Source organism: Streptomyces sp. NPDC044003 (assembly GCF_056435185.1).
In genome coordinates this window covers 1,223,282-1,239,999 of the sequence record NZ_JBWKFA010000001.1, presented here as the reverse complement: position 1 = coordinate 1,239,999, position 16,718 = coordinate 1,223,282, and the positions used below count along the sequence as shown (strand labels likewise).

Here is a 16,718-nt window from a genome sequence, read left to right as displayed (position 1 = left end):
AGCTGCGTCACCTCGGCACCCGGGGTGAGGACGATCGGATCACCGGCCTCCGACGCGGCCGCGACGGTGGCGACGGTCTGCGGTGCGGCGGCGACGGCCGGCGCCGTCACCGCCGTGCCCGCCGTGACGGCGAGGACGGTGGTGACGGCGGCGGCGACCCACCGGGGCCGGTTCATCATGTGTGGGGTTCTGCCTTCCGGTGGGTGGTGGGGAGGGGTCAGGAGACGTGGTTGTAGGCCGCGCCGCCGTTCAGGAGGACGTCGGTGGCGGTGCGCTTCGCGAACGGCGCGCTCCAGGTGCCCGTGCTGGTGTAGATGTACGAGGTGTTGTTCGGGCCGTACACGTACAGGTCGTTCCGCTTGTCGTCGTTCACGTCACCGACGGCGACGAGCTGGCTGTACTGGTTCCAGCCGGAGCCGATCTGGCTGCGGAAGCCGAAGGTGCCGTCGCCCTTGCCGAGGTAGAGCCAGAGGACGCCGTTGTTGTCGCGGGCGACGAGGTCGCCGGCCCGGACTCCGGCGATGTCGCCGGTGGCGGTGAGCTGGTTGTAGATGCCCCAGCCGGAGCCGATCTTCTTGCGCGGGGCGAAGGGGGCGGTCAGGTACCCCGTGCCCTTGTAGAAGTACAGGTCGCCGGCCTTGTCGGTGGCGACCAGGTCCGCCCGGCCGTCGGCGTCGAGGTCGGAGCCGCCGGTGATCTTGTTGTAGACCTGCCAGCCGCCGCCGACCTTGACCCGGGTGCCGAACGGCTTCGTCGCGTCGCCCGTGCCCGGGTGCACCCACAGCACGCCGGCCGAGTCGACGCCGACCACGTCGGGCGCGCTCGTGCTTCCGATGTTCCCGACGGTCTCGATCTGCGGGTAGTTCCAGGCGGGGCCGACCTTGACGGGTGCGCCCGAGGCGCGGCCCTTCAGCGTGTCCGCGCGGAACAGCTCGCCCGCCGCGTTCCGCGCGAGCAGGTCCGGGGTGCCGTTGTCGCTGAAGTCGTGGAGCTTGGGGGAGCGGGCGATCTTGAAGGTGCCCGTCTGCTCGACGACCGGCCCGATCCCGTTCTGCGGCGTCGCGCGGATCGACCAGGTGTAGTCGCCGTTGGGGGCGGGCTTCCCCGGCTGCGTACCGTCGAAGTCCTCCAGGACGCCGTCCCAGGTGAGTCCGAAAGTGGTGTCGTCGATGGTGTACGCGCCGGCCGACTCGCGGCTCAGCTTCATCATGCGGGTGAAGGTCTGGCCGGACTTCTGGTTCGTCACCTTCAGGAAGACGTCGGCGTTGACGCGGCTCATCCGCCACCTGAAGTCGACCGACGGTGTGCCGTCGAAGCCGATGACGTCCGGCACCTCGTCGCCGAGGTAGGTGAGCGCGGTCGGCTTGCCGGTCGTGGCGACCAGCTCGGCCGTGGGGGTGCCGTCGGCGCCGGGGGCGATCCGGTAGAGGCCCTCGCCGTGCTCGATCGTGCCGCCGCGCGCGAGCAGCGTGCCGTCGGCGGCCGGCTTGACGGACGTGGCGTACGCGAGGAGTTCGACGGGCTCGCCGGCGGCCGTGCGGGACGTGGCCCTCAGGGGGCGCAGGGGCGCGTTCCAGCCGTCGGTGAGCGCGGTCGGCTGCCCGTAGACCAGCCAGTCGCCGACGAGGCCGGTGAGGGTCTCCTCGGGGGTGCCGAGCGGGAGGGTCTTCTTGACGCCGGTCGTGCGGTCGACGGTGACGACGGAGCGCTCGCCGCCGGTGGAGGTGCCCTCCTCCCAGCCCACGTGCGTCGCGGAGAGGAGGAGCGGGTTGCTGAGGTAGCCGGACGTGGCGGAGGCGTACGTCTCCTTGACCTCGCCCGTCAGCAGGTCGATGACGGCGCGGCCGCCGGTGCGGGCGTCGGTGGGGCCCGTGGCGTACCCGACGAGGACCTTGCCGTCGAGGACGGGCGCGGAGGTGAAGAAGTCGCCCGCGTTGGCGGGGAGTCCGGTCACCCGGCGCTCCGAGACACGGCCTGCGTCGGAGGTGACGAGGTGCAGTTCCTCGATGCCGATGCCGTCGGTGCCGGCGGCCACGGCGACCTGGACGAGGGCGGAGTTGGGGCTGACGGCCTTCACGTACGTGGCGACCTGCTGCGGGAAGACGGAGCCGAGGTCGAAGTGGACGGCCCCGGCCTCCGGGTGGCCCATGTCCCGGAGCGTGAACGTGCGGAACTGGTTCGGGAAGCGCGAGTCCCCGATGGCGAGGATGTCCGTGCCGGTGACGTCGAGGCCGCCGCCCTGGGCGTAGGTCACCTCGGTCGAGGTGCCGTCCGCGTAGCGGGTCCAGAACAGCTTCTGCTCGCTGTCCGTGGCGCGGGTCAGGAAGCCGGTGGTACCGGCGCCCGCGATCTTCGCGTCGCCCGGGTACGGGACCGGCGCGTCCGCCGTGTTCGACGCGACGGCCGCGGTGTGCGCGGTGGCCGGAGCGGTGGCGAAGGCGGCGGGGCCTGCGGCCAGCGTGCCGGCGGTGACCGCGAGGACGGCGGTGACGGCTGCGGCGAGACGGCGGGCCGAAGGGTTGTGCTTCACGTTGGGTTCTCCCCCCAGAGACCGGATGCGGCGCAAGATCGGCGCCGCATCCGGTTGGACTCAAGACCCGCGCCGATGGTTGTACGCGATCTTGGAGCCGGTGCTCAGGAGAGGAGGTCGTACCTGAGGTCGGGGGAGAAGCTGTACCAGTTGACCGTGCTCCGTGGGCCGAACGGAGCCTTCCAGGAGCCCGTGCCCTTGTAGAGCATGGCCTCGGTGGTGTTGTTCGTCCTGGCGTACAGGTCGGGGCGGCCGTCGCGGTTCGCGTCGCCGATGCCGAGCAGCTGGTCGTACCCGCCCCAGCCGGCTCCGATCTTCGTGCGGGCGGCGAAGGTGCCGTCGCCGTTGCCGAGGTAGAGCCAGAGGACGCCGGCCTTGTCGCGGGCGACGAGGTCTCCGGCGGCTCCGCCGGCGATGTTGCCGGTGGCGGTGAGCTGGTTGTAGATGCCCCAGCCGTAGCCGATCTTCTTGCGGGCCGCGTACGGGGCGGTGGTGTTGCCCGTGCCCTTGTAGAGCCACAGGTCGCCGGCCTTGTCGGTGGCGACCAGGTCAGGGCGTCCGTCGCCCGTCAGGTCGCTGCCGCCGGTGAGCTGGGTGTACGTGTTCCAGCCGGAGCCGATCCGGACCCGGGTGGCCAGCGGGGTCTTGGCGAGTCCGGTGCCCTGGTAGAGCCAGAGCACGCCGGACCTGTCCCGGGCGACGACGTCGCTGACGGCCGAGCCGGCGATGTTGCCGGCCGCCTCGATGCGGTCGTAGATCCCCCAGCCCGAACCCACGAGCAGTCCGGGGTTCTGGTCCAGCTGGTCGGAGTAGGGCTTCTGCGTCAGCGGGTCGAGGGAGGGGGCGAGGAGGGTGTCGTGGATCCACAGCCGGCCCGAGGTGTCCCGCATGAGGACGTCCGGCGAGCCGTCGGCGTCGAAGTCGTGCGCGCCGGGCTTGCGGGTGACGGTGAACGAGCCGGAGGACTTCAGCTCCGGTCCGATGCCGTTCATCGGCTTGGCCGTGATCTCCCAGGTGTACGGGCCGCTCTGCGCGCCGGTCCACAGATCGGGGGTGTTGTTCCAGGTGAGCTGGCCGTTCCAGGTGTACGGCGCCCTGTGCGGGTCGTACTCGTAGACGTTGAGCGGGTAGACCCCGTCCGAAAGCGTCTCGCCCGTCCGGGTGTTGCGGATCCTGACGGTCATCTCCACCTCGGACCGGCTGAGCTGCCAGACCAGGGTGAACTTGCCGCCGCTCTTGTCGAGGTCGAGGACCGGCGGGATGTTGTGCGAGAGCAGCGTGACCTTGGTGGAGAGGCCCGAGGAGGCGACCTGGGTGGCGGCCGGGGCGCCGTCGGCGCCGGGCGCGATCCGGTACAGGCCCTCGCCGCCCGCGACGGTGCCGCCCTGGACGTACAGGGTCCCGTCGGGAGCCACGGCCGAGCCGGCCATGTCGTCCATGAGTTTCTTGGTCGTGCCGTTGCCGAGGTAGCGCGCGGTGACGGCGTACGCCGGGGACGGGTTCCGCTCCTCGTACCCGCCGGCCTGCGCGTACGTCAGCCAGCTGCCGACCAGGCCGATGTGGGTGGTCGCGCCGGGCACCGTGATCCGCTGGGTGCCGGTGGCGGGGCCCCGCTCGGTGACGACCACGGTCGAACCCGCCGAGGTGCCGCGCTCCAGCCAGGCGACGTGCTTGCCCGTGAGCGCGATCGCGGGCGACTGCTCCCGGGTGCCCGCGATGGTCGCGGTCTCCGTGACGGCGGCGGTGGCGAGGTCCACGGTGGCCCAGTGCCTGCCCGTGGCGGAGTCGTACGTGAGCAGGGCGGTGTCGGCGGTGGCGGCCCGGACCATCGGGTTCTTCGCGTCGCCCGGCAGCTTGGTCACGAGCCGGTCGGCGATGCGGCCGTCGTCGCCCTGGGAGAGCAGGTGGACGTCGTGCCCGCCCGTGGCGTTGGACGCCTTGGCGACCACGGTCCGGCCGACGGCCCCGACGAAGGTGCCGCCGGGGCCCGCGATCTCGGGGTCGACGGACAGGACGTCCTGGTCCGTCGCCATGTCCCGGAGCGTGACGTAGCCGTTCATCTGGACGCGCACGAGCACGTCGGACGCGTAGGACCTGGTGATGTAGTCCTGGGACAGCTGCCACGGCTCGGCCGTCGAACCGTCCGCGTACCGGGTCCAGACGGCGTGCAGCTCGTTGTTCTCGCCGGTGGTCCAGGTCAGGAACCCGGTGGTGCCGGCCGCGACGAGTTCGGGCCGCTCGGTCGGGTAGGGCAGGACCGCCGAGGTCGCCGCAGGGGCCGTGACGGCGGCCGGGGCGGTGGCCGCCGTGGCGGGGACGGCGGCGGTCAGACCGCCCGCGGTGACGGCGAGCACGGCCGCCACGGCGGCACCGAGCCGCAGGCGGGCGGTACGAGTGGGCATCAAGGTGTGTTTCTCCCCCAGGGATGCGGGCGTGGCGGTGTCTCGCCACGCCCGCAGGACTCCCGAAGGGGCCGAATGGTTGTACGAGCGGTCAGAGGACCGCGTTGAACTTGGTTCCCTCGCCCGCGTACAGGTTCGTCGTCTGGCGGACGAACGGGGCGGTGGAGGAGCCCGTGGAGCTGTAGACGTACGTGCCGCCCGACCCGTACGCGATCAGGTCCGGCCGGCCGTCGCCGGTGACGTCACCTCCGCCGACGAGCTGGGAGAACGCGCCCCAGCCCGCACCGATCCTGATCCGGCTCTCGAAGCCGGCGCCGCCCGTGCCCCGGAAGAGCCACAGGACGCCGGCGGTGTCGCGGGCGACCATGTCGCCGGCGCCGAGGTCGGTGACCGGCGAGTTCGCGATGTTGCCGACCATGGTGATCTGGTTGTAGGAGTTCCAGCCCGAGCTGACCCGGAGCCGGGGCGCGAACGGCTTCGCGTAGTTGCCGGTGCCCTTGTAGAAGAACAGGTAGCCGGCGCTGTCCGTGGCGACCAGGTCGGCGCGGCCGTCTCCGTCGAGGTCCGAACCGCCGGTGATCTTGTTGTAGATCTGCCAGCCGGTGCCGACCTTCACGCGGGGGGCGAAGGTGCCGTCGCCCTTGCCGAGGTAGAGCCACTGGTCGCCCGCGGCGTCGACCGCGACGAGGTCGCCGTGGGCGGCGCCGCCGACGCTGCCGACGGCCTCGACCTGCTTGTAGATGCCCCAGCCGTTGCCGATCTTCGTCCGCTTCGCCGTCTTGTACTGACCGGCCACCGGCCCGTCGAAGAGGTCGTCCCGCCACAGCTCGCCCGCGGCGTTCCGCGCGAGGACGTCGGTGGAGCCGTTGTCGTTGTAGTCGTGCGGGTTGTTCAGGCGCTTGACCTGGAAGGAGCCCGACGCGGTCGCCGGGCTGCCGACGCCGTCGGTGGGGGTGGCGGTGAGCTGCCAGGTGTAGGCGCCGTTCGGGGCGCTGATGCCCTCGATGATGCCGTTCCACGTGTAGCTGAAGACGCTGCCGGTGAGCGGCTGCGAGGGCTTGTACGTGAACTTCTTGCCGGTGGCCGTGTGCGTGAGGGTCAGCTGCACGGAGGCGCTGTCACGGGACAGGGACCACTGCATCGGGACCGTCGAGCCCGGCTTCTCCAGGTCCGCGGTGGCGGGGACCTTCGACTCGACCACCTGGAGGCCGAGGGACCGGCCCGTGTCCGCCTTGAGCTCGGCGGTCGGGCGGGCGCCGCCGACGCCGCCGGAGATCCGGAACAGGCCGTCGGACGCGGTCGTGGCGCCGCGCACGAGCAGGGAGCCGTCCTGGGCGTGGGCCACGCTGGAGAAGTGCTCCAGGAACTTGTACGGGGCGGCGGCCGGGTCCTTGATGTTCCGCGCGTACAGCGGGCTCAGCGCATCGCTCCCGGCCGTGCCCGGGACGCCGTACAGGACCACGTCACCGACGATTCCGGCCACGATCCCGCCGCTCAGCGCGCCGGTCAGCGGGATGCGCAGGGTGCCGCCGTCCACGGAGATCTCGGGGGTGCCTTCGAACTGCGACTTGATGACGACCGCCCGGTGGGCGGCCGTGAGGGCGCCGGTGGACGTCGGGTACCACTCGCGGGTGCCCGACGAGCCGCCCCAGTCGATGACCTGGTTGGCGGTGGGGGTCGTGGTCGCGGTCCACCAGGAGGGCACCATGCCCGACGTGGACTGCACCATCTCGGTGCCGAGGACGACCATGTTCGTGCCGTCGGAGGCGACGACCTTGTAGTCCACGTTGCGCGTGCGGGACGACAGCTTCGCCTTCTGGCTGACGCCGTTGACCTTGGCGAGCTTCCACAGCTCGCGGTAGTTCTCGGTGCCGCTGGGGACGCTCACGAAGAGGTTGTCGCCGACGACGCCGACGAGCTGGGAGCCGGGCTTGAACTCGGAGTAGAGGTCGAGGAACGTCGTGGACCAGTTCGTGCCGGCCTTCATGTCCCGGATCTGGACCGAGGCGCCGCCGTTGCTCATCACGGCGAAGTCGGAGTAGCTGTCGTGGCCCTGGAGGCCGGAGCCGACCTGCACGACCGAGCCGTCGGCGTACGCGTGCCATTCCAGGACCGGGTCGCCGACTTCGTTCTTGCGGGACGTGAGGAAGCCGGTGGTGCCGGTGCTGACGACCTCGGCGTCCAGCGGCAGGTTCGCCTCGGCGGCCGCCTGCGCCCCGGCGACGGCGGCGGGGACGGCCGCGACGGCCGGGACGGTGACGAGCGTGCCGGTCACGGCGGTGACCGTGGACAGGGTGAGCAGTGCGGCGGCCAGGCGGCGGCCGGAGATGCGGGTGTGCTTCACGTTCGCTTTCCTTAGAAGGTCGAGTTGTAGCGGGCCGCGTCCGAGTTCACCGAGGTGTAGACACTCGGCTTGAACGGGGCGGTCGTGCTGCCGGTGCCGGGGTAGAGGCGGGAGCCGGAGGAGCCGACGGCGTAGAGGTCGTTCAGGCCGTCGCGGTCGGCGTCGCCGACGCCGACGAGGTGGGTGAAGGAGCCCCAGCCGCCGCCGATCTTGATGCGGGTGGCGAAGGTGCCGTTGCCGGTGCCCTGGTAGAGCCAGAGGACGCCGGAGGTGTCGCGGGCGACGAGGTCGCCGTGGGCCGTGCCGGCGATGTTCCCGACGGCGGTGATCTGGTTGTAGACGCCCCAGCCGGCGCCGACGCGGACGCGGCCGGCGAACGGCGCCCGGTAGTCGCCCGTGCCCTTGTAGAACCACAGGACGCCGGAGGTGTCGGTGGCGAGGAGGTCGGAACGGCCGTCGCCGTTGACGTCGCTGCCGCCGGTGATCTTGTTGTACGCGTTCCAGCCGGCGCCGATCTTGAACCGGGTGGCGAAGGTGCCGTCGCCCTTGCCGAGGTACTCCCACAGCACGCCGGAGGAGTCCCGGGCGACGAGGTCGGCGGCCGTGCCGCCCGCGAGGTCGCCGACGGCCTCCAGCTGGTTGTAGATCTGCCAGCCGGTGCCGATCTGGACCCGCTCGGGCGAGTAGACCTCGGCGGAGGACGGGACCTTGACGGTGTCGTCGCGGAAGAGGCGGCCGGAGGAGTCGCGCGAGAGCAGGTCCGGGCTGCCGTTGTTCGTGTGGTCGTGCAGGCCGGCCTTGCGGGCGACCTTGAAGGTGCCCGTCTTCACGAGGTCGGGTCCGATGCCGTTGAGCGGCTTCGCCGAGAACTCCCAGACGTAGTCGCCGCTCGGCGCGTAGGAGGCGTAGCCGCCGACGGTCGGGGCGACCAGGCCGCCCCAGTTGAAGGTGACGACGCCCGTCTCCCGGAGCAGACCGTCGTAGCCGGCGAAGGACATCTGGGCCCGCTTGCCGGTGGCGACGTGCCGCAGGGTCACGGTGCCCTGGGCGTTGGACCGGTTCAGGGGCCAGGAGAAGGAGGAGGTGCCGCCGCTCGCGTCGAGGTCCACGGTGGCCGGGACGTTCGGGGTCCCCGCGAAGGTGAGCTCCGTCTTCTCGCCGGCGGTCGAGACGAGGGTGGCGACCGGGGTGCCGCTCGCGTCGCTCGCGATCCGGTAGACGCCCTCGCCGCCGCCCGTCAGCGAGCCGCCGCGCACGATCAGCGAGCCGTCGGGGGCCGAGGCCATGGAGTCGACGTGGTCGAGGAGCTTGCGGGTGACGGACGGGTCGCCCAGGGACCGGGCCGTCAGCGGGTACTGCGCGGAGGCGTGGGTGGCGTTGCCGCCGCCCTTCTCGGCCGTCAGGGCCCAGCCGTCCAGGAGGGCGAGGTCGAGCTGGGCGCCGGGGTAGGTGGCCCCGAGGCTCAGGGAGGTCCGCGCGCCCTCGCCGCGCGGCTCGGTGACGAGCTGCGCGGCGGTGCCGGTCGGGTTGACGACCCACGCGAACCGGTCGGCCGTCAGGTAGACGCCGCCCTTGGGCGGGGTGGTGCCGACGGAGACGGTCTTGGTGAGGGTGCCGGTGGCGAGCTCGGCACTGGCGAGGAAGTACTCGGCCTCGCTGCCGGTCCCCCTCTGGTACTGGATCAGCGCCGCGTCGGGGGTGGTGGCCGCGACGCGTACGGCCCGCGCGTCGGCGGGCAGTGCCAGGTCGTGGGTGACCGGAGAGGACGACATGCCGCCCGGGCGGCTCATGAGGAACGCGTCGAGCGTGTTGCGGTTGTAGTCGTAGTACGTCATGACCAGGGTCTCGCCGGCCACCCCGGCGAGGTAGTAGCTCTGGTCGCCGTACGACAGCGAGATCGGCCTGGTGTCCGGGTGGGCCATGTCGATCAGCTCGTAGGTGGACTCGGTCGGCCTGCGCGCCACGACGAAGTCCGAGCGGCCGCCGGCGTACACGTAGCCGGGGTCCAGGGCCTTGGTCGTGCCGTCCGCGAAGCGCGTCCAGTAGTACGTGATCGTGGAGTTGGAGCTGATCCGGCGGGAGAGGTAGCCGGTGGTGCCCGCGCTGACGACGTGGGCGTCGTCCGCGATGGCGCCCACGGTGTCGGCGGCCTGGACCGGGGCCCGGACGGCCGCGGGGGCCGCCGTCGCCGGGGTGGCGACGGTGAGGGCCGCGCCCGCCGTCACGGCGAGGACGGCGGTCACGGCGGCGGCGAGCCGGTGCCGGGAGGTACGGGTGTGCACGTGGTCGATCCTTCGTGAGGAGGGGAGAAGGACGAGGGCACGCCAGAGCGACGCGCGCCTCGGTGGCGGTGCGTCAGGAGACCGGCTCGTACGGGGTGATGGCGCCGCTCGGGGCCCCGCCGGAGATGCGGGCGGCCGTGCAGGAGCGTGCTGTGTTCAAGTTTTCCCCCGTGAGAACCGAACGTCGCCGCACGCGCGCATGCGTGCGACGTTCGGTCAGACACACGAGACGATCAAGAGGTTGTACGTCGATAGGCCGAAAATCCGCCACAGGTACGGTGGTTGGCGGCGTACGGCTACCCCCGCCGCTCCACCACACCCCGTACGTACGCCGCCTGCCCCGCGTGCTGGAGGTCGTCCGCGATCACCGACACCAGGCGGACGCCGAGGGTGACCGGCGGGTCCCAGCGGGTGTCGACGATCCGGTCCAGGTCGGCGTTGGTGACCGTGCGGATCAGGTCCTCGGTGCGGGCGTGCACGGCGTCGTGGTAGCCGAGCAGCAGCTCCGCCGGGGCGCGGACCGCGCCGACCTGCGCGCTCGTCATCCCGTAGCCGGTGGCGCGCTTCGGGAAGGGCAGCCCGAAGCGGTCCGCCCAGCCGTCCGAGGTCCACAGCTGGTCCGTGCCGAAGGCGTCCGCGAGATGGTCGTCCTGGACCCGGGTGAGATGCCAGACGAGCCAGGCGACCGTGTTGGCGTCGGGGTCGACGCGGGCGGCGAGCTCCTCGTCGGTGAGGCCCTCCACGGTGTCGTGGACGACCTCACGGATCCGGCCGAACGAGTCGACCAGCAGACCGGCGCTGTTCATGGGGGCTCCTCAAGGTCGGGGACCCGGGGGTCTAGGAACGCTCCGCCCTCCACCGCTCCACCACGGCCTCCACGTCGAAGGGCCTCAGGTTCAGCGGGGGACCGGACGGCGGGCGGGCGAGGGCTTCGGCGATCCGGGTGTTGATCTCCCCGAGGATGCGTCGGACCTGGCGCTCCGAGACGGCCGCTGCGACCTCGGCCTCCGCGTCCTCGGCCGCCTTGCGCAGGGCCAGGGAGGGCGGCAGGACGGACGCGCCCTCGCGGTGCATCTTCCCCTTGATCCACCACAGCTCGTCGTACGGGGCCGAGTCGTCGGGGAGGGGCTTGCCGAAGCCGGACAGGCCCCGGAAATCGCCGCGCTCCGCGGCCTCGCGGATCTGTTTGTCGACGAACGACTCGAAGCTGACTCCGGGCGGCTTGCGTTCGGTCATGTGTCCAGACTACGTAACCACCGCGGTACGGGTGTGGTTCTCGCGGGCTACTGCGACCCGTGATCTTCCGGCACTCTGAGGTCCGTTCAACGCGCGTCGACCCATGTCCCAGCCATGCCCCAGCCATGTCCCGGAGGACGTATGCGTGCACGGATCACCCCCCTCGGCACCCTCCTCGCGCTCGTCGCGGGCCTGCTCACCGCGCTCGTCACCGCCGGCCCCGCCCAGGCCGCGCCGCTCTTCAAGGCGCCCTTCCCCTGCGGGCAGACCTGGACCTACAGCCACCACTCGGCCGAGGTCCGCCAGGCGCTCGACTTCATCCGTTCCGACGGCGGCACCACCGCCGGCACCCCGGTCCTCGCCTCGGCGTCCGGCACCGCCTACCGCTACTCCCAGCCGACCGGCGCCGGGAACTACATCGTGATCGACCACGGCGGCGGCTGGAAGACGTACTACTTCCACCTCAACGCCTACTCCGTCGCCGACGGCGCCCCGGTCTCCCAGGGGCAGCAGATCGGCACCACCGGCACCACGGGCAACAGCTCCGGCGCCCACATCCACTACGAGCAGCTCTACAACGGCGTCGGCCAGACCATCGTGATCAACGGCGTCTCCCTCGCCCCCTACCCCTCCTCCTACGGATCCAAGTCCCTGACCAGCGACAACGGCTGCTCGGGCGGGGGAGGCGGAAAGTACTGGGTCGACACCTTCGCCAACGCCACCGGCTATGCCCAGGCGAACACGAACGACCCGCAGGGCGTCCTGAACGCGGGCACGAACTACGTGTACTGCAAGGTCTGGGGCGCTGAGGTCCGCGACGGCTCCGGGAACTACAACCACTGGTGGCTGCGGACCGACCTCGACACCGTCTACGCCGGCAAGAACGGCTACGGAGCGTACGTCTCCGCGTACTACCTGTCCCGCTGGGGCAACGACGAGGCCCGCGACAACAACGGGACCGTGATCCCGAGCTGCTGAAAAGGGCAGGAGCCCCGCTCGTGCCGTGAGGCACGGAGCGGGGCTCCTTGGGTACTGCTCTAGTCGTGCGTTCTCGCCGACCCGGGCAACTTAGGCCGGGGAGACGTTCTCCGCCTGCGGGCCCTTCGGGCCCTGCGTGACGTCGAAGGTCACGAGCTGGTTCTCCTCGAGCGAGCGGAAGCCGTTCGCGTTGATCGCGGAGTAGTGGACGAAGACATCCGGGCCGCCGCCGTCCTGGGCGATGAAGCCGAAGCCCTTTTCAGCGTTGAACCACTTCACGGTTCCGGTAGCCATGAGCCCTCCTATGGGCCAAAGGGTCGCCCTGCTCCAGAACCTGCAAACAAGTCTGAAAACTACAAAAGCCTGCGGGTCACATGCTCCGCAGGCTCTGTACTGCAAGGGAAACCAAACTGCAACTTGCGTTGAGCGTAGCACGCAGGACGCTCTCGGCGGTAGAGGGAAAGATCACGTCACCCACATGTTTGATTCCGTTCCGCGTGCTGACGCGCGTGCCCCGGCGATGCCCACACTGCGAGACAGGTCTAGCCTCGCGATGTGGACAAAGCAACCGACGACCAGCAGCGCAGCCGGCCCCGCGTCGGACACATCCAGTTCCTGAACTGCCTTCCCCTCTACTGGGGCCTGGCCAGGACCGGGACGCTCCTCGATCTCGAGCTCACCAAGGACACCCCGGAGAAGCTCAGCGAGCGCCTCGTCCGGGGCGATCTCGACATCGGGCCCATCACCCTCGTCGAATACCTCCGCAACGCCGACGACCTGGTCGCGCTCCCCGACATCGCCGTCGGCTGCGACGGGCCTGTCATGTCCTGCGTGATCGTCTCCCAGCGGCCCCTGGCGGAGCTGGACCGCGCGCGCGTGGCCCTCGGCTCCACCTCCCGCACCTCGGTGCGCCTCGCCCAGCTGATCCTGGCCGAGCAGTACGGGGTCCGGCCCGACTACTACAGCTGCCCGCCGGACCTGGGCCTGATGATGCAGGAGGCGGACGCCGCCGTCCTGATCGGCGACGCCGCGCTCCGGGCCTCCCTGCACGACGCGCCGCGGCTCGGCCTCCAGGTCCACGACCTGGGGCTGATGTGGAAGGAGTGGACGGGCCTGCCGTTCGTCTTCGCCGTGTGGGCGGCCCGCAAGGACTTCCTGGCCCGCGAGCCGGAGACCGTCCACGAGGTCCACCAGGCGTTCCTCGCCTCGCGCGACCTCTCCCTCGAAGAGGTCGCCAAGGTCGCCGAGCAGGCCGCCCGTTGGGAGACCTTCGACGCCGAACTGCTGGAGCGGTACTTCCGTACGCTCGACTTCCGATTCGGCCCCGAGCAGCTCGCCGGCGTACGGGAGTTCGCCCGCCGCACCGGCCCCACGACCGGCTTCCCGGCGGACGTCGCGGTGGAACTCCTGCCGCCTCCCGCGCGATAAGCGGCGGAGCCGTAAGGAAAGGCGCGGGAAAGAAATACCGGTGCACCCGGCGCGTGCACCGGACGCGCCTTTCCGGACGCCCGCGAAGACGCCCGCGAAGACGTCCGCCAAGACACCCGTGATGACGCCCGCGAAGACGCCTGCGAAGGCGCCCGCGGACGCGCCCCGGTAAGGCCCCAATAGGGCGCCTCCGGCCGCACCGCCAATTCACCGAATATTCACCGGCCGCGCGCACCGCCACCCGACGGAAGCCGCCGGGAGCCCTGGCGTAGGCTGGTTCGGTCGATCAGAACCCCTCCGAAAGGGACGCACCCGGTGACCGAGAAGGCCGAACTCCAGTCCGTTCTCGACCGCGCCGCCGCGGGTGGCCGGATCACCCCCGAGGAGGCGCTCGACCTCTACCGCTCGGCGCCCCTGCACGCGCTGGGCGCCGCCGCCGACGCCGTGCGCCGCCGCCGGTACGCGGGGACCGAGCACATCGCGACGTACATCATCGAGCGGAACATCAACTACACGAACGTCTGTGTGACGGCGTGCAAGTTCTGCGCGTTCTACGCCGCCCCGAAGGACACCGAGAAGGGCTGGACCCGGGACCTCGACGACATCCTGCGCCGCTGCGCGGAGACCGTGGAGCTCGGCGGCACCCAGATCATGTTCCAGGGCGGCCACCACCCGGACTACGGCGTCGAGTACTACGAGAAGCACTTCGCGGCCATCAAGAAGGACTTCCCGCAGCTGGTCATCCACTCCCTCGGCGCCTCCGAGGTCGAGCACATGGCCCGCATCTCCGGCGTCTCCGTCGAGGAGGCGATCACCCGCATCCACGCCGCCGGTCTCGACTCCTTCGCCGGCGCCGGCGCCGAGCTGCTGCCCGAGCGGCCGCGCAAGGCGATCGCCCCGCTCAAGGAGAGCGGCGAGCGCTGGCTGGAGATCATGGAGATCGCCCACAAGCTGGGCGTCGAGTCCACCTCCACCATGCTGATGGGCACCGGCGAGACCAATGCCGAGCGGATCGAGCACCTGCGGATGATCCGTGACACGCAGGACCGGACGGGCGGCTTCCGGGCCTTCATCCCGTACACGTACCAGCCCGAGAACAACCACCTCAAGGGCCGCACGCAGGCCACGCTCTTCGAGTACCTGCGCATGATCGCGGTCGCCCGGCTCTTCCTCGACAACGTCGCCCACATCCAGGGCTCGTGGCTGACCACGGGCAAGGAGATCGGCCAGCTGACCCTGCACTACGGCGCGGACGACCTCGGCTCGATCATGCTGGAGGAGAACGTCGTCTCCTCCGCCGGCGCCAGGCACCGCTCCAACCTGCGCGAGATGATCGACATGATCCGCACGGCGGACCGCGTCCCGGCGCAGCGCAGCACCACGTACGAGCACCTCGTCGTCCACGACGACCCGGCGAACGACCCGGTCGACGAGCGCGTCGCCTCGCACATCTCGTCCGTGGCGATCGAGGGCGGCACGGCGCACCCCGAGCTGAAGCTCCTCGACGCCAACTGACGCCGGTGCTGACCCTCCACGTCGCCGAGGCGACACCCGAGAGCGCCGTCCTGGTCGACGGCGCCCTGGTCGCCGCCGTCGGCCCGTACGAGGAGCTGGCCGAGCAGCACCCGAACGCCCGGCTGCGGCGGTGGCCCGGCATCCTCACGCCCGGACTCCTCAACCCGTACGGGCCGGAGCTCCTGGAGGAGACGTACCACCCGGACCCCCGGGAGGCCGTCGAGTTCGGCACCGAGCCGATCACGGGGGAGCGGGCGCGGGAGATCTTCCGGGCCGACCCCGCCCGCCGTGGCGCCTCCGCGCGCCGCGGTGTGCAGCGGCTCCTCGCACACGGCACGGTCGCCGTCGCCGGTGAACTCCGCGTTCGGGCCGCCGTGGACGCCGTGCGCCGGGCCGGTCTGGCCGTCGGCCGCCGCCCGGAGCGGCTCCCCGGCCCGCCGTCCTTCTCCCCGGCGCCGCTGGTGCTGCTGCCCGGCCTGGTGCCGGGCGGCCCCGCCCGCTTCGCCGTCTTCGACGTCCCGGACCGGGCGGCGCTCGTCCGCCTCGGCGCGTCGACCTGCGTCGCGACCGTCGTCGAAGGCCGGCTGGTGTTCCGGCGGCGCTAGCGGGACCCGGGCCCTCGGTTCAGCCGCCGCGGACCGGGGTGCTCTTCTCCTGCACCGGGTACTCGTCCGCGTACTTCAGCAGATCCGTGAAGCGCGCGTCGCGTACGACGGTCAGCAGCTGGTCCGGTGTCACGGGTGCCGAGGCGGTGTCCGAGGGGCTGACGGACAGCAGCACACTGCTCCTGCCGTACCGCGTGACGACCATCGACCCCAGGGTCTCGGGCTTGTTCACGGCCGTCGCGTACACCTGCGCGGTCCGGCCCCCGCCCAGCTCGGCCTTCTCGCACGTCGTCTTCTTCGACGGGATGTTCCGGCACTCCTGGAGCCGCGCGCCCTCCGCGGGCCGGATGGACAGCGTCACGTGGAAGGCCTGGCCGCCCGCCGTGATCCGGTAGGCGGAGACCTCGTCCACGACCGGCCGGATGTCCGTGACAGACGCCGGAAGGAGTTCGTCGAGGAGGGCCGACACCTGCTGCTGGAACTGGGCGTGGCGGGCGCTCTCGGCGTCGGACAGCTTCTCCGGCGGTTGCTGGCCCGGGGTCGGCTCCGCCGGTACGGGCGTGTGGTACGCCGAGGGGAAGGCGGCCGGCGGGGCGGCGGGCATGGCGACGCCGGAGTCGGCGCCGGACAGCAGGGAGAGTCCCAGGGCGGCCGCGGTCACGGTCCCGAAGACGCCGCCGGCGACGGTGAGCCGGGCGCGTGCGCGGCGCCTGCGGCCCAGGCGCATCGCGGAGGGAGCGAGGTCGGGAAGGGGGGGAAGGTCGTGTGCCGTCCGGTCCATGGCACGGCGGAGCATCGTTTCGTCGTCCACTCGGGGCCTCAGCTTCCGATGGTGTGGTGAAGGTGGTGGGGATCGGCGGTGTAGAGGTGTGCCTCGCCGAGGTGGTCCCGGAGCCTGGCCAGTGAGCGTGAGCACTGGCTTTTGACCGTCGCCTCGCTGCAGCGCATCAGCGAGGCGACGGTCTCCACACTCAGGTCCTCCCAGTAGCGAAGGACGACCATGGCGCGGGCTCTGGGCGGGAGCTCGGCGAGCGCGGCGAGCAGCGTGACCCGGAGGTCCGGCTGCTCGGTGGCCCGCGCCGGGCCGAGCCCGCCGGTCTTGGTGAAGGCGAGCAGATCACGCAGTCGGCGTCGCCGTTCGGAGAGGAACGTGCGGGTGAGGACGGTCTTGGCGTAGGCATGCGGATGCTCCGCCGATCCGGCCCGCCGCCAGTGCTGGAAGAGCTTGGCGAGGGTGGTCTGTGTGAGGTCGCGGGCGGTCTCCGCGTCCCCGCACAGGAGGTAGGCGGTGCGGTACAGCCGCGTCTGCGCGGATCGGGCGAACTCCTCGAACCCGGCGTCCGAGCCAAGCGGTGACGGCATCTCGCTCCCTTCGTCAGCACTGTCACCCTTCCTTGA

General features: G+C 71.3%; 13 protein-coding genes. 4 read left to right on the top strand and 9 right to left on the bottom strand.

The features are described from left to right. Positions 1-217 precede the first annotated feature (217 nt). The 6 genes from AC07AW_RS05750 to AC07AW_RS05725 all read right to left on the bottom strand — a co-directional run bounded on the left by AC07AW_RS05750 (position 218) and on the right by AC07AW_RS05725 (position 10,794). On the bottom strand, positions 218-2,530 hold the full coding sequence (locus AC07AW_RS05750) for an FG-GAP repeat domain-containing protein (protein WP_478814185.1): 2,313 nt from the start codon (positions 2,528-2,530) through the stop codon (positions 218-220). Between the two features lie 104 nt (positions 2,531-2,634). Then, positions 2,635-4,932, bottom strand: coding sequence for an FG-GAP repeat domain-containing protein (locus tag AC07AW_RS05745; protein WP_478814184.1), 2,298 nt, complete (start codon positions 4,930-4,932; stop codon positions 2,635-2,637). Between the two features lie 91 nt (positions 4,933-5,023). Then, positions 5,024-7,276 carry an FG-GAP repeat domain-containing protein gene (locus tag AC07AW_RS05740; RefSeq protein ID WP_478814183.1) on the bottom strand — a complete coding sequence of 751 codons (2,253 nt, stop codon included), beginning with the start codon at positions 7,274-7,276 and terminating at the stop codon, positions 5,024-5,026. Between the two features lie 11 nt (positions 7,277-7,287). Continuing rightward, a complete protein-coding gene (locus AC07AW_RS05735) occupies positions 7,288-9,558 on the bottom strand; it encodes an FG-GAP repeat domain-containing protein (protein ID WP_478814182.1) in 2,271 nt (756 codons plus the stop codon). 296 nt (positions 9,559-9,854) lie between these two features. Beyond that, positions 9,855-10,364, bottom strand: a complete 510-nt coding sequence (locus AC07AW_RS05730; RefSeq protein WP_478814181.1) for a mycothiol transferase — start codon at positions 10,362-10,364, stop codon at positions 9,855-9,857. A 31-nt stretch (positions 10,365-10,395) separates the two neighbouring features. After that, the gene (locus AC07AW_RS05725) at positions 10,396-10,794 is read right to left on the bottom strand and encodes a DnaJ family domain-containing protein (protein WP_478814180.1); all 399 of its coding nucleotides are present in this window, start codon (positions 10,792-10,794) and stop codon (positions 10,396-10,398) included. A 141-nt stretch (positions 10,795-10,935) separates the two neighbouring features. Here AC07AW_RS05725 and AC07AW_RS05720 point away from each other — a divergent pair, with 141 nt between their 5' ends. After that, on the top strand, positions 10,936-11,772 hold the full coding sequence (locus AC07AW_RS05720) for a M23 family metallopeptidase (RefSeq protein ID WP_478814179.1): 837 nt from the start codon (positions 10,936-10,938) through the stop codon (positions 11,770-11,772). A gap of 90 nt (positions 11,773-11,862) precedes the next feature. Here AC07AW_RS05720 and AC07AW_RS05715 read toward each other — a convergent pair whose 3' ends face one another. Continuing rightward, positions 11,863-12,066: a cold-shock protein gene (locus AC07AW_RS05715; RefSeq protein ID WP_015035453.1), complete on the bottom strand. Its 204-nt coding sequence runs from the start codon at positions 12,064-12,066 to the stop codon at positions 11,863-11,865. Positions 12,067-12,327: 261 nt separating this feature from the next. On the opposite strand from AC07AW_RS05715, the gene AC07AW_RS05710 reads away from it, so the two are divergent. The 3 genes from AC07AW_RS05710 (at position 12,328) to AC07AW_RS05700 (ending at position 15,320) form a co-directional block, all read left to right on the top strand. Then, positions 12,328-13,200, top strand: coding sequence for a menaquinone biosynthetic enzyme MqnA/MqnD family protein (locus AC07AW_RS05710; protein ID WP_478814178.1), 873 nt, complete (start codon positions 12,328-12,330; stop codon positions 13,198-13,200). Positions 13,201-13,515: 315 nt separating this feature from the next. Continuing rightward, positions 13,516-14,715, top strand: a complete 1,200-nt coding sequence (gene mqnC, locus AC07AW_RS05705; RefSeq protein ID WP_478814177.1) for a cyclic dehypoxanthinyl futalosine synthase — start codon at positions 13,516-13,518, stop codon at positions 14,713-14,715. Positions 14,716-14,720: 5 nt separating this feature from the next. Next, entirely contained in the window at positions 14,721-15,320 is a 600-nt protein-coding gene (locus tag AC07AW_RS05700; protein ID WP_478814176.1) for an imidazolonepropionase-like domain-containing protein, read from the top strand. A gap of 19 nt (positions 15,321-15,339) precedes the next feature. Here the strand turns inward: AC07AW_RS05700 and AC07AW_RS05695 are convergent, their stop codons facing one another. Together AC07AW_RS05695 and AC07AW_RS05690 are read right to left on the bottom strand one after the other, a co-directional pair. After that, positions 15,340-16,131, bottom strand: coding sequence for a hypothetical protein (locus tag AC07AW_RS05695; protein WP_478814175.1), 792 nt, complete (start codon positions 16,129-16,131; stop codon positions 15,340-15,342). A gap of 8 nt (positions 16,132-16,139) precedes the next feature. Next, a complete protein-coding gene (locus tag AC07AW_RS05690) occupies positions 16,140-16,682 on the bottom strand; it encodes a SigE family RNA polymerase sigma factor (protein WP_392151152.1) in 543 nt (180 codons plus the stop codon). Positions 16,683-16,718: the final 36 nt, after the last annotated feature.